A 22,918-nucleotide genomic window follows, 5' to 3' on the forward strand; every position below is an offset into this window, starting at 1 on the left:
GCAGGAGATGAGTCTAGGCGCGCTTAGCGGCGGCGACCACTGATACGTACCCAGCCGTCGCGCACGACGATCGGGTCCAGGTCGAAGTCGGCGGCATAGGCGGCGGCCACTTCCTCGCCCTGTTCGGCGAGGATGCCCGACAGCGCCAGCAGGCCGCCGGGGCGCACCAGGCCGGACAGCTGCGGCGCCAGCGCTACCAGCGGGCCGGCCAGGATGTTGGCGACCAGCACGTCGGCCTGCATCGCCGGCATCTGCTCGGGCAGGTACAGGTCGAACGTGTCGTCGGCAATGCCGTTGCGCTGGGCGTTGTCACGCGAGGCCTCGATAGCCTGCACGTCGATGTCGGTGCCGACTGCGTGGCGGGCACCGAGCAGCAGCGCGGCAATGGCCAGGATGCCCGAGCCGCAGCCGAAGTCGAGCACTTGCGTGCCTTGCAGCTGCTGGCCGTCGAGCCATTCCAGGCACAGCGCGGTGGTCGGGTGGGTACCCGTGCCAAAGGCCAGGCCCGGGTCGAGCAGCAGGTTGACCGCGTTCTTTTCCGGGGCTTCGTGCCAGCTCGGCACGATCCACAGGCGCTGGCCGAAACGCATCGGCTGGAAGTTGTCCATCCAGCTGCGCTCCCAGTCCTGGTCCTCGATCACCTCGGCGTGGTACTCGGGGAGCTCGGCGCCGGTCAGCAGGCGCAGGTGGGCGAACACCTGCTCGGGCTCGGCATCGGCCTCGAACAGCGCCAGCAAGTGCGTGTGCGACCACAGCGGGGTGGTGTTGAGGTCCGGTTCGAAGATCGGCTGGTCTTCGGCGTCCATGAAGGTCACCGAGACAGCACCCACTTCAAGCAGGGCGTCTTCGTAGGTTTCGGCTTGTTCCGGGCTGATGGCCAGGCGTACTTGCAGCCAGGGCATGGCGGGCACCTTTGGTAAATCGACAGGGGCAGCCCGAGGCTGCGCGAAAAGGCCGCCAGTTTACTTGAGTGCGTGGGGTTTGTGCAGAAGTCGCATGCCGGCATGCGCCATACCTGTGGGAGCTACTGGCTTGTTTGCCTGTACCGGCCTCTCGCCGGCAAGCCGGCTCCCACAGGATGGCACATTGCTTTGGGCTAGCGCGGTCGGGGTGGGAGCCGGCTTGCCGGCGAGAGGCCGGTGCGAGAAAGCCCTGCCCTCAGAGACTGCGCGCCCGCGTCACCCGGTCTACCAGGTAGACCAGCCCGTGATAGTCGATGCCACTGTGGCTCGACAGGCCGATCTCGCAGGTGCGGCTGGTGGAGATCCCCTCGCTGCAATACTGCACCGCGTCCTTGAGCGTGCGCAGCGAATGGGCGTTGAGCTCCGGTGTGGTGAAGCCCTTGTCGCCGGCGAAGCCGCAGCAATGAATGCCTTCGGGGATCACCACCTGCTTGCTGCAGCGCCGCGCCAGGTCGATCAGCGCCTGGCTTTCGCCCAGGTGCTGGGTGCTGCAGGTCACGTGTACCGCCACGGGCTCGTCCTGGGGGGTGAACTCCAGCTTGTCGACCAGGTGGGTGCGGATGAAGCGTACCGGGTCGTACAGGTCCAGCCGCGATTCGCCCAGGTCCTGCACCAGGCGCAGGGTGCAGGGGCTGGTGTCGCAGTAGATCGGGTCGAGGCCGCCACGGCTGGCGTGCAGCAGCGCGTTGATCAGTTCCTGGCGCTTGTGCTCGGCTTGTTCGGGGTAGCCCTTGGAGGCGAACGGCTGGCCGCAGCACAGGCTGTCGGCGTTGTCCGGGAACACTACCTGGTAGCCGGCCTTTTCCAGCAGGGCGCGGGTCTTGTCCAGCAGCGAGCTTTGCTCGCGGTCGGCATAGGCCGGGCCCATCACCCGCGAAACACAGGCGGCCAGATAGACTACGCGAGGGCGGTCGTCGTGGTTTGCAGTGCGGAGCTCGACGGCCCGCAACGGCTGCGGCATGGCGGGTGTCCACTGTGGCAGGCGGCCTTTGCTGGCCTTGCTCAGGCGGGCGCTGAGCCGACTCATGCGTGGGGCACCGAGCAGCTTGCGCGCGCCATTGGCGGTGGCCAGCGTGAAGCGGGCACCGCGCAGGGTGGCGTGGAAATGTTCGGCCAGCCAGTCGGCGGCCTTGCCGTGCTCGGCCGCCTGCCCGCGCAGCTTCTTCACCAGCTCGCCAGTGTTGATGCCCACCGGGCAGCGCTGGGCGCACAGGCCAGTGGCGGCGCAGGTGTTGATGCCCTGGTACTGGTAGGTGCGCAGCAGTTCGCGGGTATCAACGCCGGCGCGTTTCTTCGCCTGGATGTCGCGCCACATGACGATGCGCTGGCGCGGGCTCAAGGTAAGCCCTTTCGACGGACATACCGGCTCGCAGAAACCGCACTCGATGCACTTGTCGACGATCTCGTCGGCGGCCGGCAGCGGCTTGAGGTTCTTCAGGTGGATGTCAGGGTCCTCGCTCAGCACCACGTCGGGGTTGAGGATGCCGTTGGGGTCGAGCAGGCGCTTGAGCTTCCACATCAGCTGGTAGGCGTCATGCCCCCATTCCAGCTCGACGAAGGGCGCCATGTTGCGCCCGGTGCCATGCTCGGCCTTGAGCGAGCCACCGAACTCCACCGCCACCAGCTGCGCCACGTCGTCCATGAAGGCCTGGTAGCGAGCCACTTCCTCGGCGCTGTTGAAGCCCTGGGTGAAGACGAAGTGCAGGTTGCCTTCCAGGGCGTGGCCGAAAATGATCGCCTCGTCGTAGCGGTGCTTGTCGAACAGCTGGATCAGACGGTTGACGCCTTCGGCCAGTTGTTCGATGGGGAAGGTCACGTCCTCGATGATCACCGTGGTGCCGGTCTGGCGCACGGCGCCGACGGCGGGGAAGGTGTCCTTGCGGATCTTCCACAGCTGGTTGTACACCGCCGGGTCTTCGCTGAACGCGACCTTCTGCTCCAGCGGGTAGTCGTCGATGGACGCCATTACCTGCTCGAGTTGCTCGTGCAGCAGGCTCTGGCTGGCCGCGCGACATTCGATCAGCAGGGCGCAGGCGTTGGTCGACAGGTCCTTGACCCACGCCGGCATGCCCGGCATCTCCTGCACCGAGCGCAGGCTGCGTCGGTCGAGCAGCTCCACGGCGGAGACGGGCTGGCGCTTGAGCACGGTCACGGCGCGGCAGCAGCTTTCGACGCTGGGGAACACCAGCAGCGCGCTGGCCTTGTGCGGGTGGTCGGGCACGGTGTCGTAGGTGACGGCGCTGATGAAACCCAGGGTCCCCTCGGAGCCGACCAGCAAGTGTTGCAGAATATCGAGCGGCTGGTCGTAGTCCACCAGTGCGTTAAGCGAAAGCCCCGTGGTGTTCTTCAGCCGGTACTTGTGCCGGATGCGCTCAGCCAGCGTGGTGTTGGCGCGGGTCTCGCGGCCAAGGCGGGCCAGTTCGTCCAGCAGGCTGGCGTGGCTTTGCTCGAATGTGGCGACGCTGGCCGGGTCTTCGCTGTCCAGGCGGGTGCCATCGGCCAGCACCAGGCGCAGGCCGGCGAGGGTGTGGTAGGTGTTCTGCGCGGTGCCGCAGCACATGCCGCTGGCATTGTTGGCGACGATGCCGCCGATCTTGCAGGCGTTGATCGACGCCGGGTCCGGGCCGATCTTGCGCCCATAGGGGGCCAGCCAGGCATTGGCCTGGGCGCCGATCACGCCGGGCTGCAGGCGGATCTGCTCGCCGTGGTTGCGAATCTCCCGGCCATTCCAGTTGTCGCCGAGCACGATCAGCACCGAGTCGCTGATGGCCTGGCCGGACAGGCTGGTGCCGGCAGCGCGGAAAGTCACCGCTACCCGGTCACGCTGGGCCAGCTGGATCAGCGCGACCACTTCGTCCTCGGACTCCACGCGCAGCACCAGCTTGGGGATCAGCCGGTAGAAGCTGGCGTCGGTGCCGAAGGCCAGGGTCGAAGTCGGGTCGTCGAAGCGGCGCTCGGCGGGGATCAGGCGCTCGGCATCACGCAGGAACGCGGCGGGCAGGCTCATGCAGTCTCCTCGCGGGGCCGCGGCGTCTGGTGCGCGGCGTGCCCCGGGTAATCAGGCGTTGGCGGGCGCGCTCAGGCGCCCAGTTCGCGGACCAGCGAGTCTTTGCTGATCTCGCCGATGGACTTGGCGCCGGTCAGCACCATGGCCACGCGCATCTCTTTCTCGAACAGCTCCAGCAGGTTCTTCACCCCGGCCTCGCCGTGGGTCGCCAGGGCATAGAGGAAGGCGCGGCCGATCAGCACGCTGTCGGCGCCCAGGGCGATCATGCGCACCACATCGAGTCCGCTGCGGATGCCGGAGTCGGCGAGGATCTTGATATCGCCCTTCACCGCGTCGGCGATGGCCGGCAGCGCACGGGCGCTGGACAACACGCCGTCGAGCTGGCGGCCGCCGTGGTTGGAGACGACGATGCCGTCGGCGCCGAACTTGACCGCGTCGCGGGCGTCATCGGCGTCGAGGATGCCCTTGATGATCATCGGGCCGTCCCAGAATTCGCGGATCCACTCCAGGTCTTTCCAGGAGATGGACGGGTCGAAGTTGTTGCCCAGCCAGCCGATGTAGTCGGCCAGGCCCGTGGGGTTGCCGCGGTAGGCGGAGATATTGCCCAGGTCGTGGGGGCGGCCCATCACGCCGACGTCCCAGGCCCATTGCGGGTGAGTCATGGCTTGCAGCACACGGCGCAGCGGGCCGTTGGCGCCGCTCATGCCGGAGTGGGCGTCGCGGTAGCGGGCGCCGGGCACGGGCATGTCGACGGTGAACACCAAGGTCTTCACGCCGGCCGCTTTCGCACGCTCCAAGGCGTTGCGCATGAAGCCGCGGTCTTTCAGGACATACAGCTGGAACCACATTGGCCGGTCGATGGCCGGGGCCACTTCTTCGATCGGGCACACCGATACCGTCGACATCGTGAACGGAATGCCATGGGCCGCCGCTGCGCGTGCCGCCTGCACCTCGCCACGACGGGCGTACATGCCGGTGAGGCCGACCGGGGCCAGGGCCACGGGCATGCTCAGAGTCTCGTCGAACAGTTTTGTCTGCAAGCTCAGTTCGGACATGTTCTTCAGCACGCGCTGGCGCAAGGCGATGCCGGCAAGGTCCGAGACATTGTGGCGCAGGGTGTGCTCGGCGTAGGCGCCGCCGTCGGCGTAGTGGAACAGGAAGGGAGGCAGCTTGCGTTGGGCCGCGGCGCGATAGTCGGTGGAGGCGGAAATGATCATGGATTCTCGCAGCGTTGCTTGTGGGGAATGCCGGGCGCGTTAAGGCGCCCGGCCCCTGTCACTTTAGTGATGAACCAGCATGCCAGTGAGCCAGTAGGCCTGGACCAGAGTGATCAGGCCGACGATGGTGGCGAAGAACAGGCTGTGCTTGACGGTGAAGCGGAACAGGTCGGATTCCTTGCCGACCAGGCCGGTGGCCGCGCAGGCCACGGCGATCGACTGCGGCGAGATCATCTTGCCGGTCACGCCTCCGCTGGTGTTGGCCGCCACCAGCAGAGTGTCGCTGACGCCGATCTGGTGCGCGGTGGTGGCCTGCAGCGAGCTGAACAGGGCATTGGACGAAGTGTCCGAGCCGGTCAGGAACACGCCCAGCCAGCCGAGGAACGGCGAGAAGAACGGGAATGCCGCGCCGGTGCCGGCCAGCACCAGGGCCATGGTCGAGGACATGCCCGAGTAGTTGGTGACGAAGGCGAAGGCCAGCACCATGCCGATCGACAGGATCGGCCAGCGCAGTTCCCAGAAGGTCTCTTTGAAAGTGGTCAGACCAGTTTTGAAGTTGATCTTCAACACCCACATCGAGATCAGTGCCGATAGGAAGATCGCGGTGCCGGTGGCGGAAATCGGGTCGAGCTTGAACACCGCCGGCATGGCGATGGGCGCTGTGACGATTGGGGCGGTCTTCACCACCAGCTGGTCGAGGTGCGGGATGGCGAAGTTGAACACGAAGTTGTACATCGCGCCGCCCGGGGCGAAGGCTGCCTTGAACGGTTTCAGGGTCCAGATGGTGACCAGTACGGTGAGGATCAGGAATGGCGACCAGGCCTTGAAGATCTCGCCAAAGCTGTACGGGCTCGGTTGGCTGCCGCTCGACTGCACGACTGCGGCGCCGACGCTGCCTTTGGCCTCGGCGAACGCGCGCTTGGGCTGCCAGACCTTGAGGAACAGGGTCAGGGCGATCAGGCTGGCCAGGGCCGAGGTGATGTCGGGTAGCTCCGGGCCGATGAAGTTGGAGGTGAAGTACTGGGTGACGGCGAAGCTCAGGCCGGCCACCAGGGCGGCAGGCCAGGTCTCTTTCACGCCGCGCACGCCGTCCATCATGAACACCAGCCAGAACGGCACGAACAGCGACAGCAGCGGCAGCTGGCGTCCGGTCATGGCGCCGATGTGGAAGGCGTCGATGCCGGTTACCTGCCCGGCCACGATGATCGGGATGCCCAGGGCGCCAAAGGCCACCGGGGCGGTGTTGGCGATCAGGCACAGGCCGGCGGCATACAGCGGGTTGAAGCCCAGGCCCACCAGCAGCGCGGCGGTGATGGCCACCGGTGCGCCGAAGCCGGCCGCGCCTTCGAGGAAGGCGCCGAAGCAGAAGCCAATCAGCAGCACCTGCAGGCGCTGGTCGTCGGTGATCGACAGCACCGAGCTGCGGATGACCTCGAACTGGCCACTCTTGACCGTGAGTTTGTAGAGGAACACCGCGGCAACGATGATCCAGGCAATTGGCCAGAGGCCATAGAGGAAGCCGTAACCCGCAGCGGCCAGGGCCATGTCGACAGGCATCTGGAAGGCGAAGATCGCCACCAGGATCGACAGCGCCAGGGTGATGCTGCCGGCGACGTGGCCCTTGAGGCGGAACACGGCAAGGGCAAGGAAGAAGAACACGATTGGGATGACCGCCGCCAGCGCGGACAGGCCAAGGCTACCAAGCGGGGTATAGAGTTGTTGCCAGGTTTGCATATGGGGTGGCCCCTAATTGTTGTTGGTCAAGGCACTGGCATTGGATAATTGGTAAGACCAATTTACAATGGCTGGTCGCTAGGTTAAAAGCGCAGCAGCGGGTGTGTCAATTTGTCCTGGGGGAAACTTTGGTCGGATGCCGATGAGCGGGCATCTGAATGGCTGGGAAAAACGCCGCCTGATGGGTGTCGGCGCAAGTCGGATAGGCGCAGAATAGGCGCCCCCGGATTCGCATCCCCGGGGTTCGTGGAGAGCATGTGATGGTTTTTGATCAGGTCCGCCAGCGGCGCCTGTCCGACGACATCGTCGATCGGTTGGAAGGGATGATTCTCGAAGGCACCCTCACCTCGGGTCAGCGCCTGCCGGCTGAGCGCGCCCTGGCCGAGCAGTTCGGCGTGTCGCGCCCGTCGCTGCGCGAGGCGATCCAGAAGTTGGTGGCCAAGGGCTTGCTGGTCAGTCGCCAGGGCGGCGGCAACTATGTGGCCGAGTCATTGGGCTCGACCTTCAGCGACCCCTTGCTGAAACTTCTCGAATCCAGTCCCGAGGCGCAGCGTGACCTGCTGGAGTTTCGTCATACGCTGGAGGCGTCCTGCGCCTACTACGCGGCGCAGCGCGCCACCGAGCCGGATCGCGAGCGGCTGAAGACTGCGTTCGACGCCTTGCAGGACTGCTACAACCGTGTCGGTGAAGTGGACCGGGCGGAGGAGGGCGCGGCGGATGCGCGCTTTCATCTGGCCATTGCCGAGGCCAGCCACAATGCCGTGCTGTTGCACACCATTCGCGGGTTGTTCGACCTGCTCAAGCGCAATGTGGTGACCAACATTGGCGGTATGTACCAGCAACGCACGGAGACCCGCGACATGCTGATCAGCCAGCATCGCGAGTTGTATCTGGCGATTGTCGAGGGGCGCGCGGAGGACGCGCGGGAGGTGTCCAGCCGGCACATCCTATATGTGCAGGAGGTGCTGCAGGAGGCGCAGCAGCAAGCGCAGCGGGTGGCGCGTGCGGAGCGGCGCAGCGGACGCTGATTCTGGGCTTCGTGGGAGCGGGCATGCCCCGCGATCGCGCTAGCAGGGGCAGCGGTACTGCCTGGCCTGGCGCTATCGCGGGGCAAGCCCGCTCCCACGGGAAAGGTCAGGCCGAGCTCTACTCTTCCTTGCCCTTGTTGCGCATCGTGCGCTGCAGCTCGCGGTTGGAGTCGCGCTCGCGCACGGTATCGCGCTTGTCGAACTCCTTCTTGCCCTTGCCGAGTGCGATCTCGCACTTGATCAGGTGCTTGCTCCAGTACAGCGACATCGCCACGCAGGTGTAGCCCTTCTGCGCCACGGCCGCTTCCAGGCGCTCGAGCTCGCGCTTGTTCAGCAGCAGCTTACGGGTGCGGATGGGATCGGCGATGACGTGGGTGCTGGCGGTGTTCAGCGGGGTGATGTGGCTGCCGAACAGCCAGGCTTCGCCATCCTTGAGCAGCACGTAGCTGTCGGTCAGGTGCGCCTTGCCGGCCCGCAGGCTTTTTACTTCCCAGCCGGACAGGACCAGTCCGGCCTCGAACTTGTGTTCGATGAAGTAATCGTGTCGCGCTTTCTTGTTCTGCGCGATGGTCCCGGTCGGATGCTTCTTTTGTTTAGCCATAGGGGCGGCATTATAGGCAGTCGCCGCGTCCTCGGCTACGGGGTTTAGCTGCGCTTGAGCCTGTTGTGTGAATCCCGGACAATGCAACCCACGCTCTGCCGCGCAGAGCCGTTTTCAAGGCGCTGACAAGCGCTGCCGCCCAGTTTGGAAGTGACGCCTGGATGACTACCCATATTCAACGCTCCGCTCTGCTGCCGTACCCTGCCCAGGCGCTCTACGACCTGGTCAACGATGTGGCGAGCTACCCGGAGTTCCTGCCCTGGTGCTCGGCGTCCACGGTGCTCGAGACCAGTGACACGCACATGCGGGCAAGGCTGGAAGTGGCCAAGGGTGGCATGAGCCAGCAGTTCATCACGCGCAATGTGCTGGTGCCGGGGCAGTCGATCGAGATGAACCTGGAGGAGGGGCCGTTCACCCAGTTGCACGGGCTGTGGGTGTTCAAGCCGTTGGGAGAGAAGGCCTGCAAGATCAGCCTCGACCTGTCGTTCGACTACGCAGGTGCCCTGGTGCGGGCCACATTGGGGCCGCTGTTCAACCAGGCGGCCAACACGATGGTCGATGCCTTCTGCCAGCGGGCCAAGCAGCTCAATGGTTGAGGGCGCGCGTGGCAGGTGAGCAAGCCCCGCCATTCATGCAGGCAATAAAAAGCCCGGACAAGATCCGGGCTTTTTAGTATCGGCGCATTTACTGCGGCGAAGTTTCCAGCGGTGCTGGTGTCGGCACCGGGGTGGTCTCGACGTTGTCGATTTCCTTCTGCAGCGAGTCTTCCAGCGAGCCTGGCTTGGCTGGCTTCTCCGGTTGGCTCGGCTGCTTGTCCGGGTTGACCGTGGTGTCACCGCTGCCACCGAGGATTTCCTGGTCGCGGCTGACGCCTGGCATGAAGTCGCCAGAAAGGTTGACCAGTTGATCGTTCTCGTTGAAGAAGATGCTCATGCGCTCTTGCTGGCGCTGGCCGCCGCCAGGCTGCAGGCTGTAGAGATAATCCCAGCGATTGGTGTGGAAGGTGTCCTGCAGTAGGGGGTTGCCCATGATAAACCTTACTTGTCGGCGGGTCATTCCCGGACGCAATTGGTCTATCATGTCCTGCGTGACGACATTGCCCTGCTGGATGTCGATTTTGTAAACCCCGGGAAACGAGCAACCGGCGAGTGCGAGCAGTCCCACTAGGGTGAGGCTGGTTAGCAAGAGCTTGGTGTTTTGCATCGGTGGGCGACTTCCACTATCTTGGCTGGACAACGTAAACCCCGATCATACCCGTATTAAGAGAAGCTGCGAAGCAGCATCGGCGAGAAAGCTGACCATGGTTGAAAATAGCGAATTGCGCAAAGCGGGCCTCAAGGTAACCCTGCCTCGAGTAAAGATTCTTCAGATGCTCGACTCCACCGAGCAGCGTCACATGAGTGCCGAGGATGTGTACAAGGCGCTGATGGAGGCTGGCGAGGATGTCGGTCTGGCGACCGTGTATCGCGTACTGACCCAGTTCGAAGCGGCGGGTCTGGTGGTTCGCCATAACTTCGATGGCGGCCACGCGGTATTCGAGCTGGCTGACGGCGGCCACCACGACCACATGGTCAACGTGGACAGCGGTGAAGTCATCGAGTTCTTCGATGTCGAGATCGAAAAGCGCCAGAAGGAAATCGTTGCCGAGCACGGTTTCGAGCTGGTGGACCACAATCTGGTTCTGTATGTGCGTAAAAAGAAGTAACGATTTATCTCGTTATTGACGACAAAGGCGACCTTCGGGTCGCCTTTGTGCGTTCTGGGGAGCGTGCGTGGGGTGGGCCCGCTCAGGTCTTGCTGGTCACCACCATCTTGCGCGCATGGGCCAGCGACTCTTTGGTGAGGTCGATGCCGCCCAGCATCCGCGCCACTTCCTCGACCCGCTCGCGCTTGCCCAGGCTGGCCACGGCGGTATGCGTGGTGTCGCTGTTGCGCACCTTGTGCACGAACAGGTGGTGATGCCCCTGGGCTGCGACCTGTGGCAGGTGGGTCACGGTCAGCACCTGGCCGCGCTCGCCGAGGCGGCGAAGCAATTGGCCGACGATCTCGGCGGTCGGGCCGCCGATGCCAACGTCGACTTCGTCGAATACCAGGGTTGGAATGCGTGAGGTCTGTGCGGTGATCACCTGGATCGCCAGGCTGATGCGTGACAGTTCGCCGCCCGAGGCCACTTTGGCCAGGCCCTTGAGTGGCTGGCCGGGGTTGGCACTGACCAGCAGTTCGATCTGTTCCAGGCCATGGGGTGAGAGGTCCGTGCTTTCGAAGGGGGTGAGTTCGATGCAGAAGCGTCCGCCGGGCATGCCCAGGCGTTGGATTTCCTGCTCCACGGCGGTGGCCAGCTGTTTGGCCGCCTGCCGGCGCAGGGTGCTGAGCTCGATGGCCTTCTCTTTATAATGCTGTGCGAAGGCCGCGAGCTCCTCGCCCAGTCGCTCGATCGATTCGTCGCTGGCGTTCAGCCCTTCCAGCTCTTCCATCAGGCGCTGTTGCAGGTGCGGCAGTTCAGTGGGATGCACGCGGTGCTTGCGGGCGAGGGTGTAGATGGTGTCCAGGCGCTCTTCAAGGGTCTGCAGGCGCATCGGGTCGGCGTCGAAGTTGTCGAGGAAGCGGTTGAGTTCGCCGACGGCCTCCTCCACCTGGATCTGCGCGCTGGCAATCAGGTTGACCGCCTCGCCCAGTGCTTTGGGTGCATTGCCTACCGCGCCGAGGCGGTTGAGGCTCATGGTCAGGGCACTCAGCACGTTGCCTGAATCGCTTTCGCTGCACTGTTCGATGACCTGGCGGCAAATGCCGAAGAGTGCCTCGGCGTTGGTCAGGTTCTTGTGCTCCTGCTCAAGCTGCTCCAGTTCGTTTTCGCCCAGTCCGAGGTTGTCGAGTTCCTCCAGCTGGTAGCTGAGCAACTGGTGGCGCGCCCGCTGCTCGTCGCCGGAGTTGCTCAGACGCTCCAGCTCCTGGCGCGTCTGGTTCCAGCGCTTGGCGGCCAGCTGCACCTGGCGGGCCAGATCGGTGGCGCCGGCATACTCGTCCACCAGGCGGCGGTGGGTGTCGGTTTTCAGCAGTGACTGGTGTTCGTGCTGGCTGTGGATATCGATCAGCAGCTCGCCCAGGGCCTTGAGGTCTCCCAGCGGACAAGGGGTGCCATTGATGTAGCCGCGGCTACGGCCCTCGGCGGTAATCACCCGGCGCAGGATGCAGGGGCCGTCGCTTTCCAGGTCGCGCTCGGCGAGCCAGGCGTGCGCCTCGGGGATGTCGACCAGGTCAAACGTGGCGAGGATGTCGGCTTTGTCGGTACCCGGGCGCACCACGCCGCTGTCGGCGCGGTCGCCCAAGGCCAGGCCGAGGGCATCGAGCATGATCGACTTGCCGGCCCCGGTCTCGCCGGTGATGACGGACATGCCGCGGGCGATCTCGAGGTCGAGGTGTTCGACGATGGCGTAGTTGTGAATGGACAGGTGCACCAGCATGGGGCGGCTCCCGAAGGGTCTTGTCTGGATATTTATACAGTGCTTTTCGCGAGTCTGCCAATAGCCGGTCGACGAATGTGGAAAAGCACCTTCCCCCTTGAACCTGGTTTTTCCGACCCCATATAGCCGGCAAGACATGGCGAGCCTGGCTCGCACGACAGAAATCGTGGAGGAGAAACCCAATGGCTGACGAACAGCTGGATGAGAAGAACCTGAATTCCGAAGAAGCAGGCGCCGCGAATGCCGATGCCCGTGTCCTGGAGCTCGAGGAGCAGCTGGCCGCCGCCAAGGACCAGTCCCTGCGCGCCGCTGCCGACCTGCAGAACATCCGCCGCCGTGCCGAGCAGGATGTCGAGAAGGCCCACAAGTTCGCCCTGGAGAAGTTCGCCGGCGACCTGCTGCCGATCATCGACAGCCTGGAGCGTGGTCTGGAGCTGTCCAGCGCCGACGACGAGACCATCAAGCCGATGCGCGAAGGCATCGAGCTGACCCTGAAGATGTTCCAGGACACCCTCAAGCGCTACAACCTCGAGACCATCGAGCCGCACGGCCAGCCATTCAACGCCGAGCACCACCAGGCGATGGCCATGCAGGAAAGTGCTGATGTCGAGCCGAACAGCGTGCTGAACGTGTTCCAGAAGGGCTACCTGCTCAATGGCCGCCTGCTGCGCCCCGCCATGGTGGTGGTCAGCAAGGCGCCGAGCGCCCCGCAGCCTTCGATCAACGAAAAGGCTTGAAATCTTTTCGGGCACCCCCATCTAGGTGTCAAGCCTTCAAGTATTAGCGCAGTTGGCCAAAGCAGTCGCTGCTACCAAATTCAAGTTTCGGGAGAATCAACATGGGTAAAATCATCGGTATCGACCTGGGGACCACCAACTCCTGCGTCTCCGTGCTGGAAAACGGCACTGCCAAGGTCATCGAGAACGCCGAAGGCGCGCGCACCACGCCTTCGATCATCGCCTACGCCAACGACGGCGAGATCCTGGTTGGCCAGTCGGCCAAGCGCCAGGCGGTCACCAACCCGCACAACACCCTGTTCGCGGTGAAGCGTCTGATCGGCCGCCGCTTCGAAGAAGATGTCGTACAGAAAGACATCAAGCTGGTGCCTTACAAGATCGTCAAGGCCAACAATGGTGACGCCTGGGTCGAGGCTGCCGACAAGCAGATGGCTCCGCCGCAGATCAGCGCCGAAGTCCTGAAGAAAATGAAGAAGACCGCCGAAGACTACCTCGGCGAGCCGGTCACCGAAGCGGTCATCACCGTGCCGGCCTACTTCAACGACAGCCAGCGCCAGGCGACCAAGGACGCCGGCCGCATCGCTGGCCTGGACGTAAAACGCATCATCAACGAGCCGACCGCCGCTGCGCTGGCCTACGGCATGGACAAGGGCAAGGGCGACCATACCGTCATCGTCTATGACCTGGGTGGTGGTACCTTCGACGTATCGGTCATCGAAATCGCCGAAGTCGACGGTGAGCACCAGTTCGAAGTGCTGGCCACCAACGGTGACACCTTCCTGGGTGGCGAAGACTTTGACATGCGCCTGATCGACTACCTCGTCGACGAGTTCAAGAAAGAGTCCGGCATGGACCTGAAGAACGATCCCCTGGCCCTGCAGCGCCTGAAAGAAGCCGCTGAAAAGGCCAAGATCGAGCTGTCCTCGGCTCAGTCGACCGACGTCAATCTGCCGTACATCACTGCAGATGCAACTGGTCCGAAGCACCTGAACGTGAAGATCTCCCGCGCCAAGCTGGAGTCGCTGGTCGAAGACCTGGTCAACCGTACCATCGAGCCATGCCGCATCGCCCTGAAGGACGCCGGCATTGATGCCAGCAAGATCGACGACGTGATCCTGGTCGGTGGCCAGACCCGTATGCCGATGGTGCAGAAAGCCGTTGCCGACTTCTTTGGTAAAGAAGCGCGCAAGGACGTCAACCCGGACGAAGCCGTTGCCATGGGTGCCGCCATCCAGGGTGCCGTTCTGGCCGGTGACGTGAAGGACGTGCTGCTGCTGGACGTCAGCCCGCTGACCCTGGGTATCGAAACCATGGGTGGCGTGATGACCGCGCTGATCGAGAAGAACACCACCATCCCGACCAAGAAGTCGCAGGTGTTCTCGACCGCCGACGACAACCAGGGCGCCGTGACCATCCACGTGCTGCAGGGCGAGCGCAAGCAAGCTTCGCAGAACAAGTCGCTGGGCAAGTTCGACCTGGCTGACATCCCGCCGGCTCCACGCGGCGTGCCGCAGATCGAAGTGACCTTCGACATCGACGCCAACGGCATCCTGCACGTCGGTGCGAAGGACAAGGCTACCGGCAAGGCGCAGTCGATCGTGATCAAGGCCAACTCCGGTCTGTCCGACGAAGAAATCGAGAAAATGGTGCGTGACGCCGAGGCCAACGCCGAGGAAGACCGCAAGTTCGAAGAGCTGGCCGCCGCCCGTAACCAGGGTGATGCGCTGGTCCACTCGACCCGCAAGATGGTCACTGAAGCGGGTGACAAGGTCACCGCCGAAGAGAAGACTGCCATCGAGGCCGCCGTGGTTGCCCTGGAGGCCGCCGTCAAGGGCGACGACAAGGCTGCCATCGACGCCAAGGTCGAGGAGCTGTCCAAGGTTTCGGCCCCTGTTGCCCAGAAGATGTACGCCGAGCAACAGGCCGAGCAACCGCAGGGCGGCGCCCAGCAGGCCGAGCCGGAAGCCAAGCACGACGACGTGGTTGACGCCGAGTTCGAAGAAGTAAAAGACAACAACAAGCAGTAAGTCCTGCATGTTGTCGCCCAGTTCACCGTCGTTTGCCGGTGAGCTGGTAGGATGTCGCCGCGCGGGGGCTTGCTCCCGCGTTGGCGTGTCTGGAACACGAGAATTATTTACAGCATCTGTCTGGGCGCATTCGCGTATGGCGGCAGGTGCTGACGGCATGGCGCACCGATGCGCAGAGGTATGCCGAACGCCCCCAAGAGTGCAAATGACCTATGGCAAAGCGTGATTTTTATGAAGTCCTGGGTGTCGAGCGTGGCGCCAGTGAAGGTGATCTGAAGAAGGCCTACCGCCGTCTGGCGATGAAGTACCACCCTGACCGCAACCCGGGTGATAAAGAGTCGGAAGACCTGTTCAAGGAAGCCAACGAGGCCTACGAAGTGCTGTCGGATGCCAGCAAGCGTGCGGCGTACGACCAGTACGGCCACGCCGGCGTCGACCCGAGCATGGGTGGCGGCGGTGCCGGTTTCGGTGGTGCCAACTTCTCCGATATCTTCGGTGATGTCTTCAGTGATTTCTTCGGCGGTGGCCGTGGTGGTGGTCGTGGCGGCGCCCAGCGTGGCAGTGACCTGCGCTACACCCTCGAGCTCAATCTCGAGGAGGCGGTGCGCGGTACCACGGTCAATATCCGCGTCCCTACGCTGGTCAACTGCAAGCCGTGCGACGGCTCCGGCGCCAAGAAGGGCTCGACCCCGTCGACCTGCCCGACCTGTGGCGGTATCGGTCAGGTGCGCATGCAGCAGGGCTTCTTCGCGGTGCAGCAGACGTGCCCCCGCTGTCATGGCCAGGGCAAGATCATCACCGACCCTTGCGGCTCGTGCCACGGCGAAGGTCGTGTCGAGGAATACAAGACCCTGTCGGTCAAGGTGCCGGCTGGCGTCGATACCGGCGATCGCATCCGCCTGTCCGGCGAAGGCGAGGCGGGTGCCCATGGCGGTCCGACCGGTGACCTGTATGTGGTCGTCAATGTGCGCGAGCACCCGATCTTCCAGCGCGACGGCAAGCACCTCTACTGCGAAGTGCCGATCAGCTACACCGACGCCGCCCTGGGTGGCGAGCTGGAAGTGCCGACCCTCGATGGTCGCGTGAAGCTGAAAATTCCCGAAGGCACCCAGACCGGCAAGCAGTTCCGCTTGCGTGGCAAGGGTGTGGCGCCGGTGCGCGGTGGTGCTGCAGGCGACCTGCTGTGCCGCGTGGCGGTGGAAACGCCGGTCAACCTCAGCCGTCGCCAGCGCGAACTGCTCGAAGAGCTGCGTGACTCGCTCGAGGGTGACAGCTCCCATTCGCCCAAGGCCAGTGGCTGGTTCGAGGGTATGAAGCGCTTCTTCGGCGATCTCTGAGAAGGAACAGGCTATGCGACGTATTGCGGTAATGGGCGCGGCGGGGCGGATGGGCAAGACCCTCGTCGAGGCCGTGCAGCAGCAGGCGCCCCTGACGGGCCTGACGGCGGCGATCGACCGCCCGGACAGCTCGCTGGTCGGGGCTGATGCCGGTGAGCTGGCGGCCCTGGGGCGTATCGGCGTGCCGATCTGTGATGACCTGGCCAAGGTTGCCGACGAGTTCGATGTGCTGATCGACTTCACGCATCCTTCGGTGACCCTGAAGAACCTGGCGTTCTGCCGCAAGGCGGGCAAGGCCATGGTTATCGGCACCACCGGTTTCACGCCGGAAGAGAAAGAGCTGCTGGCAGAGGCGGGCAAGGAGATCCCGATCGTCTTCGCCGCGAACTTCAGCGTGGGTGTGAACCTCAGTCTCAAGCTGTTGGACATGGCGGCCCGGGTGCTGGGCGATGATGTGGATATCGAGATCATCGAGGCCCATCACCGGCACAAGGTCGACGCGCCGTCGGGGACCGCGCTGCGCATGGGTGAAGTGGTTGCCAATGCGTTGGGGCGCGACCTGCAGGAAGTGGCGGTTTATGGTCGTGAAGGCCAGACCGGTGCTCGTGATCGCAAGACCATCGGTTTCGCCACCGTGCGTGCCGGTGATGTGGTCGGTGATCACACCGTGCTGTTCGCCGCCGAAGGCGAGCGCCTGGAGATCACCCACAAGGCCTCCAGCCGCATGACGTTCGCAAAGGGCGCCGTGCGCGCTGCGCTGTGGCTGGAAGGGCGTGAGCCTGGCCTGTACGACATGCAGGACGTGCTCGAGCTGCGTTGATGCCGCGGGGCTGCCTGGCAGCCCCTTGTCGCATTGGTGTGTTTTAGAGACACATCTACGGTAGACCGAAAACGCACTTTTCTGTAAGCTACAGCTTTAGTGTGTCCACTAAAAGCGCGCAGCGAATTGAATTCAGCACTTAAAAGCGGGGTGACGTGTCCATACGTCACTCCGCTTTTTTGCAACCTGCGATCGCCCTTTCATGCTTGATTTACGGGAGGTCTTCTTGACAAAGCCAGCCATACTCGCCCTTGCCGACGGCAGTATTTTTCGCGGTGAAGCCATTGGTGCCGACGGTCAGACCGTTGGCGAGGTGGTATTCAACACCGCTATGACCGGCTACCAGGAAATCCTTACAGACCCTTCCTACTCGCAGCAAATCGTCACCCTGACCTACCCGCACATCGGCAATACCGGCACCACCCCGGAAGACGCCGAATCCAACCGCGTCTGGTCCGCTGGCCTGGTCATCCGCGACCTGCCGCTGCTGGCCAGCAACTGGCGCAACACCCAGTCGCTGCCTGAGTACCTCAAGGCCAACAACGTTGTCGCCATCGCCGGTATCGATACCCGTCGCCTGACCCGTATCCTGCGTGAAAAGGGCGCCCAGAACGGCTGCATCCTCGCCGGTGACAACATCACCGAAGAGCAGGCCATCGCCGCTGCCCGTTCCTTCCCGGGCCTGAAGGGCATGGACCTGGCCAAGGTCGTTTCCACCAAGGAGCGCTACGAGTGGCGTTCCAGCGTGTGGGAGCTGAAGACCGACAGCCACCCGACCATCGATGCTGCCGACCTGCCGTACCACGTGGTTGCCTTCGACTACGGCGTCAAGCTGAACATCCTGCGCATGTTGGTCGCGCGTGGTTGCCGCGTCACCGTGGTGCCTGCCCAGACCCCGGCCAGCGAAGTGCTCGCGCTCAACCCCGATGGTGTGTTCCTGTCCAACGGCCCTGGTGATCCGGAGCCATGCGACTACGCCATCCAGGCGATCAAGGAAATCCTCGAGACCGAGATTCCGGTCTTCGGTATCTGCCTCGGCCACCAGCTGCTGGCCCTGGCCTCCGGTGCCAAGACCGTGAAGATGGGCCACGGCCACCACGGTGCCAACCACCCGGTCCAGGACCTGGATACCGGTGTGGTCATGATCACCAGCCAGAACCACGGCTTTGCCGTCGACGAAGCCACCCTGCCAGGCAATGTCCGCGCCATCCACAAGTCGCTGTTCGACGGCACCCTGCAGGGTATCGAGCGCACCGACAAATGCGCGTTCAGCTTCCAGGGCCACCCTGAAGCGAGCCCGGGCCCGACCGATGTCGCGCCACTGTTCGATCGTTTCACCGATGCCATGGCCAAGCGCCGCTGAGCATCCTGCTTCAAGGCCCCGGGCCGGCTTGTGCCGTGCCCGGAAGCGCCTGACCCAGATTGTTCAAAGCGGCTTGCCGACTGACCCCGGATTTGAGTGACCACCATGCCAAAACGTACAGACATCAAAAGCATCCTGATTCTCGGCGCTGGCCCGATCGTGATCGGCCAGGCCTGTGAGTTCGACTATTCCGGCGCCCAGGCCTGCAAGGCCCTGCGCGAGGAAGGTTTCCGCGTCATCCTGGTGAACTCCAACCCAGCCACCATCATGACCGACCCGGCCATGGCCGACGCCACCTACATCGAGCCGATCAAATGGCAATCGGTGGCCAAGATCATCGAGAAAGAGCGTCCGGACGCCGTCCTGCCGACCATGGGCGGCCAGACTGCGCTGAACTGCGCCCTGGACCTGGAGCGCCATGGCGTTCTGGAAAAGTTCGGCGTGGAGATGATCGGTGCCAACGCTGACACCATCGACAAGGCCGAAGACCGCTCGCGCTTCGACAAGGCCATGAAGGATATCGGCCTGGAGTGCCCGCGCTCGGGTATCGCCCACAGCATGGAAGAGGCCAATGCGGTCCTCGAGAAGCTCGGCTTCCCGTGCATCATCCGCCCATCGTTCACCATGGGCGGCACCGGTGGCGGGATTGCCTACAACCGTGAAGAGTTCGAAGAAATCTGCACCCGTGGTCTGGACCTGTCGCCGACCAAGGAACTGCTGATCGACGAATCGCTGATCGGTTGGAAGGAATACGAGATGGAGGTGGTCCGCGACAAGAAGGACAACTGCATCATCGTCTGCTCGATCGAGAACTTCGATCCGATGGGCGTGCACACCGGTGACTCGATCACCGTTGCTCCGGCACAGACCCTGACCGACAAGGAATACCAGATCATGCGCAACGCCTCGCTGGCGGTGCTGCGTGAAATCGGTGTCGAAACCGGCGGCTCCAACGTGCAGTTCGGCATCTGCCCGAACACCGGCCGCATGGTCGTGATCGAGATGAACCCGCGCGTCTCTCGCTCCTCGGCTCTGGCGTCCAAGGCCACCGGTTTCCCGATCGCCAAGATCGCCGCCAAGCTGGCCATCGGCTACACCCTCGACGAACTGCAGAACGACATCACCGGCGGCCGTACCCCGGCGTCCTTCGAGCCGTCGATCGACTACGTCGTCACCAAGCTGCCGCGCTTTGCCTTCGAGAAATTCCCCAAGGCCGATGCTCGCCTGACCACCCAGATGAAGTCTGTCGGTGAAGTCATGGCCATCGGCCGTACCTTCCAGGAATCCCTGCAGAAAGCCCTGCGTGGCCTGGAAGTCGGCGCCTGCGGCCTCGACCCGAAAGTCGACCTGGCCAGCCCGGAAGCGGCCAGCATCCTCAAGCGCGAACTGACCGTGCCGGGTGCCGAGCGTATCTGGTACGTGGCCGACGCCATGCGTTCGGGCATGACAATCGAGGAAATCTTCCAGCTGACCGGCATCGACCTGTGGTTCCTGGTGCAGATGGAAGACCTGATCAAGGAAGAAGAGAAGGTCAAGACCCTGGCCCTGTCGGCAATCGACAAGGACTACATGCTGCGCCTCAAGCGCAAGGGCTTCTCGGACCAGCGCCTGGCCAAGCTGCTCGGTATCACCGACAAGAACCTGCGCCGTCACCGCCACAAGCTGGAAGTGTTCCCGGTGTACAAGCGCGTCGACACCTGCGCCGCCGAGTTCGCCACCGACACTGCCTACCTGTACTCGACCTACGAGGAAGAGTGCGAGGCCAATCCGTCGACCCGCGACAAGATCATGATCCTGGGCGGTGGCCCGAACCGTATCGGCCAAGGCATCGAGTTCGACTACTGCTGCGTGCACGCTGCGCTGGCACTGCGTGAAGACGGTTACGAGACCATCATGGTCAACTGCAACCCGGAAACCGTCTCCACCGACTACGACACCTCCGACCGTCTGTACTTCGAGCCGCTGACCCTGGAAGACGTGCTGGAAGTCTGCCGCGTCGAGAAGCCGAAGGGCGTCATCGTCCACTACGGCGGCCAGACCCCGCTGAAACTGGCCCGTGCCCTGGAAGAAGCCGGCGTGCCAATCATCGGCACCAGCCCGGACGCCATCGACCGCGCCGAAGACCGCGAGCGTTTCCAGCAGATGGTTCAGCGCCTGAACCTGCTGCAGCCGCCAAACGCCACCGTGCGCAGCGAAGACGAAGCCATCAAGGCGGCCGGCACTATCGGCTACCCGCTGGTGGTGCGCCCGTCCTACGTACTGGGCGGCCGTGCGATGGAGATCGTCTACGAACTGGACGAACTCAAGCGCTACCTGCGTGAAGCGGTGCAAGTGTCCAACGACAGCCCGGTGCTGCTTGACCATTTCCTCAACTGCGCCATCGAGATGGACGTGGATGCGGTCTGCGACGGTACCGACGTGGTGATCGGCGCGATCATGCAGCACATCGAGCAGGCCGGCGTTCACTCCGGTGACTCGGCGTGCTCGCTGCCACCTTACTCGCTGAGCAAGGAAGTGCAGGACGAAGTCCGCGTACAGGTCAAGAAAATGGCCCTGGAGCTGGGCGTGGTCGGCCTGATGAACGTGCAGCTGGCCTTGCAGGGCGACAAGATCTACGTGATCGAGGTCAACCCGCGCGCCTCGCGTACCGTGCCGTTCGTGTCCAAGTGCATCGGCACCTCGCTGGCGATGATCGCCGCGCGCGTAATGGCTGGCAAAACCCTGAAAGAACTGGGCTTCACCCAGGAAATCATCCCGAACTTCTACAGCGTCAAGGAAGCCGTCTTCCCGTTCGCCAAGTTCCCGGGGGTTGACCCGATCCTAGGCCCTGAGATGAAATCCACCGGTGAAGTCATGGGTGTCGGCGACAGCTTCGGTGAAGCCTTTGCCAAGGCCCAGATGGGCGCCAGCGAAGTGCTGCCGACCGGCGGTACCGCGTTCATCAGCGTGCGTGACGACGACAAGCCACAAGTGGCTGGGGTTGCTCGCGACCTGATCGCCCTGGGCTTCGAAGTGGTTGCAACTGCAGGCACCGCCAAGGTTATCGAAGCGGCCGGCCTGAAAGTACGCCGTGTGAACAAGGTGACCGAGGGTCGTCCGCACGTGGTCGACATGATCAAGAACGACGAAGTGTCGCTGATCATCAACACCACCGAAGGCCGCCAGTCGATTGCCGACTCCTACTCGATTCGTCGCAATGCGCTGCAGCACAAGATTTACTGCACCACCACCATTGCGGCCGGTGAAGCCATCTGCGAGGCGCTGAAATTCGGTCCGGAAAAGACCGTTCGTCGCCTGCAGGATCTGCATGCAGGACTCAAAGCATGAGCATTACCAAGTATCCGATGACCGTCCAGGGCGCTCGCGCCCTGGAAGAAGAGCATCTGTTCCTGAGCAAGACCGAGCGTCCGCGCCTGAGCCAGGCAATCGGCGAAGCTCGCGAGCTGGGCGACCTCAAGGAAAACGCCGAATACCATGCCGCCCGTGAGGAGCAGGGCATGGTCGAGGCGCGTATCCGCGATATCGAAGGCCGCCTGCAGAACTCGGTGGTGATCGACGTCACCACCATCGCCCACACCGGCAAGGTGATTTTCGGCACCACCGTGGTGCTGGCGAACACCGAGACCGATGAAGAGGTGACCTACCAGATCGTCGGCGAGGACGAAGCCGACGTGAAGCAGGGCAAGCTCTCCAGCGGTGCGCCGATCGCCCGTGCCATCATCGGCAAGGAAGAAGGTGATACTGTCGTCGTCAAGACGCCAAGTGGCACGGTCGAGTACGAGATTGTCGAAGTCAAGCACATCTGACCGGCGCCTGCGGGCGCCATCCCTCGAGGGGATCCTCTGGCAGCTGGCCCAGGTTTTCTGGGTCGGTGGCTTGTGGGTGTTCCACGTGGGGTTGGTGCCGGCGCTCAAGGTCAGTGGCCTTGCGCCGTTGCTGGTGCAGGATATTGCCGTGCAGATCGACCGTTGGTTGATCGGCGTGGCGCTGCTCGGGCTGTTGACCCAGCTGGCGGTATTGGCGAGGGTGGATGGCCTGGCGGCCTGGTGGCGGCAGTTCCGTGGGCAGATGCTGCTGCTTGGCTTTGCTGCCTGTCTCAGCTACTACACCCTGCGCTACGGGATCTCCGTGGGTGAACGCTGGCAGATGTTCTGCTTTTTGGTGCTGGGCTTCTCCGGCATCGTGCTGGTGGCCCAGCCGGTTCCGGTCAGGGCGCGCTAGGCGCGCCACTGATCGGCGCCACTGTTACTTGTAACGGTGGATGTTGGACAGCTGCTTGTTCGGCTGTGGGTTCTTGCGGTAGATCAGCGCTTTCTTGCCGATGGTCTGCACCAGTTCGGCGCGGCCGACCTTGCACAGTTCGGCAATCGCGGCGGCGCGCTCTTCACGGTCTTCCGAACGGATTTCGACCTTGATCAGCTCGTGATCGGCCAAGGCGCGCTCCAGTTCGGCGGCAACGCCTTCGTTCACACCGTTGCCAGCAACGATCAGGACCGGCTTCAGGTCATGACCAATGGACTTGTATTGCTTCTTCTGCTCGTTATTGAGCGGCATAATCTGACCCTTTTCGTCTGATTCTGTAAAATTGACGGGCATTTTACCCGAGGGCCCCTGGCTCCGCCCA

At 63.5% G+C, this 22,918-nt stretch carries 19 protein-coding genes; 11 read left to right on the plus strand and 8 right to left on the minus strand.

What is annotated here, in order from left to right; all coding sequences use genetic code 11:
• Positions 1–23 precede the first annotated feature (23 nt).
• From prmA to ACQ4OD_RS10305, 4 genes are all read right to left on the minus strand, one after another.
• Positions 24–902, minus strand: coding sequence for a 50S ribosomal protein L11 methyltransferase (gene prmA, locus ACQ4OD_RS10290; RefSeq protein WP_198754599.1), 879 nt, complete (start codon positions 900–902; stop codon positions 24–26).
• A 256-nt stretch (positions 903–1,158) separates the two neighbouring features.
• Entirely contained in the window at positions 1,159–3,969 is a 2,811-nt protein-coding gene (locus tag ACQ4OD_RS10295) for an FAD-binding and (Fe-S)-binding domain-containing protein (RefSeq protein ID WP_430944244.1), read from the minus strand.
• 71 nt (positions 3,970–4,040) lie between these two features.
• Positions 4,041–5,186: an FMN-dependent L-lactate dehydrogenase LldD gene (gene lldD / locus ACQ4OD_RS10300; protein WP_198754601.1), complete on the minus strand. Its 1,146-nt coding sequence runs from the start codon at positions 5,184–5,186 to the stop codon at positions 4,041–4,043.
• Positions 5,187–5,249: 63 nt separating this feature from the next.
• Complete coding sequence (locus tag ACQ4OD_RS10305) at positions 5,250–6,920, minus strand: lactate permease LctP family transporter (protein ID WP_198754602.1); 1,671 nt, start codon at positions 6,918–6,920, stop codon at positions 5,250–5,252.
• Between the two features lie 260 nt (positions 6,921–7,180).
• Here ACQ4OD_RS10305 and ACQ4OD_RS10310 point away from each other — a divergent pair, with 260 nt between their 5' ends.
• Positions 7,181–7,948, plus strand: a complete 768-nt coding sequence (locus tag ACQ4OD_RS10310; RefSeq protein WP_102683182.1) for an FCD domain-containing protein — start codon at positions 7,181–7,183, stop codon at positions 7,946–7,948.
• 118 nt (positions 7,949–8,066) lie between these two features.
• On the opposite strand, the gene smpB is transcribed toward ACQ4OD_RS10310, so the two are convergent.
• Positions 8,067–8,549, minus strand: a complete 483-nt coding sequence (gene smpB / locus ACQ4OD_RS10315) for an SsrA-binding protein SmpB (protein ID WP_023629355.1) — start codon at positions 8,547–8,549, stop codon at positions 8,067–8,069.
• Positions 8,550–8,710: 161 nt separating this feature from the next.
• Between smpB and ACQ4OD_RS10320 the strand changes: the two genes are divergently transcribed.
• A complete protein-coding gene (locus ACQ4OD_RS10320) occupies positions 8,711–9,145 on the plus strand; it encodes a type II toxin-antitoxin system RatA family toxin (RefSeq protein WP_046854056.1) in 435 nt (144 codons plus the stop codon).
• A gap of 88 nt (positions 9,146–9,233) precedes the next feature.
• Here ACQ4OD_RS10320 and ACQ4OD_RS10325 read toward each other — a convergent pair whose 3' ends face one another.
• Complete coding sequence (locus ACQ4OD_RS10325; protein WP_046854057.1) at positions 9,234–9,752, minus strand: outer membrane protein assembly factor BamE; 519 nt, start codon at positions 9,750–9,752, stop codon at positions 9,234–9,236.
• 97 nt (positions 9,753–9,849) lie between these two features.
• Between ACQ4OD_RS10325 and fur the strand changes: the two genes are divergently transcribed.
• On the plus strand, positions 9,850–10,254 hold the full coding sequence (gene fur, locus ACQ4OD_RS10330; protein WP_110701757.1) for a ferric iron uptake transcriptional regulator: 405 nt from the start codon (positions 9,850–9,852) through the stop codon (positions 10,252–10,254).
• 82 nt (positions 10,255–10,336) lie between these two features.
• Here fur and recN read toward each other — a convergent pair whose 3' ends face one another.
• The gene (gene recN, locus ACQ4OD_RS10335) at positions 10,337–12,010 is read right to left on the minus strand and encodes a DNA repair protein RecN (protein ID WP_430944245.1); all 1,674 of its coding nucleotides are present in this window, start codon (positions 12,008–12,010) and stop codon (positions 10,337–10,339) included.
• Between the two features lie 182 nt (positions 12,011–12,192).
• Here recN and grpE point away from each other — a divergent pair, with 182 nt between their 5' ends.
• From grpE to ACQ4OD_RS10375, 8 genes are all read left to right on the plus strand, one after another.
• Positions 12,193–12,747, plus strand: coding sequence for a nucleotide exchange factor GrpE (gene grpE / locus ACQ4OD_RS10340; RefSeq protein ID WP_050706997.1), 555 nt, complete (start codon positions 12,193–12,195; stop codon positions 12,745–12,747).
• 101 nt (positions 12,748–12,848) lie between these two features.
• Positions 12,849–14,774, plus strand: a complete 1,926-nt coding sequence (gene dnaK, locus ACQ4OD_RS10345; protein WP_102683185.1) for a molecular chaperone DnaK — start codon at positions 12,849–12,851, stop codon at positions 14,772–14,774.
• 212 nt (positions 14,775–14,986) lie between these two features.
• On the plus strand, positions 14,987–16,111 hold the full coding sequence (gene dnaJ, locus ACQ4OD_RS10350; protein WP_102683186.1) for a molecular chaperone DnaJ: 1,125 nt from the start codon (positions 14,987–14,989) through the stop codon (positions 16,109–16,111).
• 13 nt (positions 16,112–16,124) lie between these two features.
• Positions 16,125–16,931, plus strand: coding sequence for a 4-hydroxy-tetrahydrodipicolinate reductase (dapB, locus tag ACQ4OD_RS10355; RefSeq protein ID WP_102683187.1), 807 nt, complete (start codon positions 16,125–16,127; stop codon positions 16,929–16,931).
• Positions 16,932–17,157: 226 nt separating this feature from the next.
• Positions 17,158–18,294 carry a glutamine-hydrolyzing carbamoyl-phosphate synthase small subunit gene (carA, locus tag ACQ4OD_RS10360; protein ID WP_430944246.1) on the plus strand — a complete coding sequence of 379 codons (1,137 nt, stop codon included), beginning with the start codon at positions 17,158–17,160 and terminating at the stop codon, positions 18,292–18,294.
• A gap of 105 nt (positions 18,295–18,399) precedes the next feature.
• The gene (carB, locus tag ACQ4OD_RS10365) at positions 18,400–21,621 is read left to right on the plus strand and encodes a carbamoyl-phosphate synthase large subunit (RefSeq protein WP_031314636.1); all 3,222 of its coding nucleotides are present in this window, start codon (positions 18,400–18,402) and stop codon (positions 21,619–21,621) included.
• On the plus strand, positions 21,618–22,100 hold the full coding sequence (greA, locus tag ACQ4OD_RS10370; protein ID WP_011532131.1) for a transcription elongation factor GreA: 483 nt from the start codon (positions 21,618–21,620) through the stop codon (positions 22,098–22,100). The genes carB and greA overlap by 4 nt, the downstream gene beginning before the upstream one ends.
• Positions 22,078–22,515 (plus strand): MFS transporter, encoded by a 438-nt coding sequence (locus tag ACQ4OD_RS10375; RefSeq protein WP_102683190.1) that lies wholly within the window; start codon positions 22,078–22,080, stop codon positions 22,513–22,515. The genes greA and ACQ4OD_RS10375 overlap by 23 nt, the downstream gene beginning before the upstream one ends.
• Positions 22,516–22,539: 24 nt before the next feature.
• Here ACQ4OD_RS10375 and ACQ4OD_RS10380 read toward each other — a convergent pair whose 3' ends face one another.
• Positions 22,540–22,848, minus strand: coding sequence for a YhbY family RNA-binding protein (locus ACQ4OD_RS10380; protein WP_102683191.1), 309 nt, complete (start codon positions 22,846–22,848; stop codon positions 22,540–22,542).
• Between the last annotated feature and the right edge of the window lie 70 nt (positions 22,849–22,918).

This window comes from Pseudomonas sp. WC1 (assembly GCF_050586565.1).
GTDB lineage: Bacteria > Pseudomonadota > Gammaproteobacteria > Pseudomonadales > Pseudomonadaceae > Aquipseudomonas.

Excerpts from the sequence above, each read along its gene's own strand:
- ACQ4OD_RS10380 (WP_102683191.1), bottom strand. The coding sequence starts at position 22,848 with ATGCCGCTCAATAACGAGCAGAAGAAGCAATACAAGTCCATTGGTCAT.
- ACQ4OD_RS10310 (WP_102683182.1), top strand. The coding sequence starts at position 7,181 with ATGGTTTTTGATCAGGTCCGCCAGCGGCGCCTGTCCGACGACATCGTC.
- dnaK (WP_102683185.1), top strand. The coding sequence starts at position 12,849 with ATGGGTAAAATCATCGGTATCGACCTGGGGACCACCAACTCCTGCGTC.
- ACQ4OD_RS10325 (WP_046854057.1), bottom strand. The coding sequence starts at position 9,752 with ATGCAAAACACCAAGCTCTTGCTAACCAGCCTCACCCTAGTGGGACTG.
- prmA (WP_198754599.1), bottom strand. The coding sequence starts at position 902 with ATGCCCTGGCTGCAAGTACGCCTGGCCATCAGCCCGGAACAAGCCGAA.
- dnaJ (WP_102683186.1), top strand. The coding sequence starts at position 14,987 with ATGGCAAAGCGTGATTTTTATGAAGTCCTGGGTGTCGAGCGTGGCGCC.
- grpE (WP_050706997.1), top strand. The coding sequence starts at position 12,193 with ATGGCTGACGAACAGCTGGATGAGAAGAACCTGAATTCCGAAGAAGCA.
- dapB (WP_102683187.1), top strand. The coding sequence starts at position 16,125 with ATGCGACGTATTGCGGTAATGGGCGCGGCGGGGCGGATGGGCAAGACC.
- ACQ4OD_RS10295 (WP_430944244.1), bottom strand. The coding sequence starts at position 3,969 with ATGAGCCTGCCCGCCGCGTTCCTGCGTGATGCCGAGCGCCTGATCCCC.
- carB (WP_031314636.1), top strand. The coding sequence starts at position 18,400 with ATGCCAAAACGTACAGACATCAAAAGCATCCTGATTCTCGGCGCTGGC.
- greA (WP_011532131.1), top strand. The coding sequence starts at position 21,618 with ATGAGCATTACCAAGTATCCGATGACCGTCCAGGGCGCTCGCGCCCTG.
- recN (WP_430944245.1), bottom strand. The coding sequence starts at position 12,010 with ATGCTGGTGCACCTGTCCATTCACAACTACGCCATCGTCGAACACCTC.
- smpB (WP_023629355.1), bottom strand. The coding sequence starts at position 8,549 with ATGGCTAAACAAAAGAAGCATCCGACCGGGACCATCGCGCAGAACAAG.
- fur (WP_110701757.1), top strand. The coding sequence starts at position 9,850 with ATGGTTGAAAATAGCGAATTGCGCAAAGCGGGCCTCAAGGTAACCCTG.
- lldD (WP_198754601.1), bottom strand. The coding sequence starts at position 5,186 with ATGATCATTTCCGCCTCCACCGACTATCGCGCCGCGGCCCAACGCAAG.
- ACQ4OD_RS10305 (WP_198754602.1), bottom strand. The coding sequence starts at position 6,920 with ATGCAAACCTGGCAACAACTCTATACCCCGCTTGGTAGCCTTGGCCTG.
- ACQ4OD_RS10320 (WP_046854056.1), top strand. The coding sequence starts at position 8,711 with ATGACTACCCATATTCAACGCTCCGCTCTGCTGCCGTACCCTGCCCAG.